Below are 828 nucleotides of genomic sequence, written 5' to 3' on the forward strand. Positions count from 1 at the left end.
TCGGGGTCGGGTTCGTCGGGCAGCGGTGGCGGTGGCGGTACGGTGACCGCGATCATGCCTGGCACTGTGCCGACGGGTTGGAATGGTGTGCTGGAAAGGGTCAATGAGAAGTTGCAGGCCGACACCGGGCTGACGTTGAATGCCGAGTTCATCAACTGGTCGAACTACCAGGAGCAGGCGCTGCTGAAGTTCACCGCCGGTGAGAGTTTCGACAATGCGTTGCAGGCGTTGTGGTTGAACATGGCCCAGTTGCAGCAGGACGGCGCGTTGGCCGATCTCACTGATGAGTGGGGCAGCTACGAGAACCTGGCCGCGTCGTTGGACACCCGGTTGATCGAGTCCAACTCCTGGGATGGCCGGCTGTGGGGGATCCCGCAGGTCAACAGCGCGGGCCGGTGTCAGCATTTCGCGGTGCGCCAGGACCTGGCCGACAAGTTGGGATTCTCCGAGATCACCGATTACGACACGTTGGAGCGGTTCTTCTACGCGGTGAAGGAGAACGACGACGGCACTGTCCCGTTCGGTGTCGCCTCCGGTAGCGGCTATCTGAATGTGATGCCGGTGCCGGCGGGTATGCTCAACGCCGCCTCCTGGGATGACCCGCACACCATCGCCAAGGCGTTCACCGGCCGGGGGTTGTTCTTCGTCTTCGCCCGCGACGCCGCCGGCACCGGTTCCAGCCGTCCCGTTCCGTTCTGGGAGGACGAGGGCGCCGTCGACGCGTTGCACCGCATCCGGCAGTACTACCAGGACGGCATCATCAACAAGGACGCCATCAACAGCGACTCGGACACCATCAAAAGCCAGTGGACCGCCGGCAAGTACGCC

The 828-nt window shown here is 63.5% G+C and carries 1 protein-coding gene; it reads left to right on the forward strand.

Annotation, left to right across the window (positions count from 1 at the left end):
• Window positions 1-54: 54 nt before the first annotated feature.
• Window positions 55-828, forward strand: a 774-nt coding sequence (locus ELR45_RS34245) for a type 2 periplasmic-binding domain-containing protein (RefSeq protein WP_129670264.1), incomplete at its 3' end; no start/stop codon positions are given.

The sequence above is a fragment of the Phytoactinopolyspora endophytica genome, from assembly GCF_004138495.1.
Taxonomy (GTDB): Bacteria; Actinomycetota; Actinomycetes; order Jiangellales; family Jiangellaceae; genus Phytoactinopolyspora; species Phytoactinopolyspora endophytica.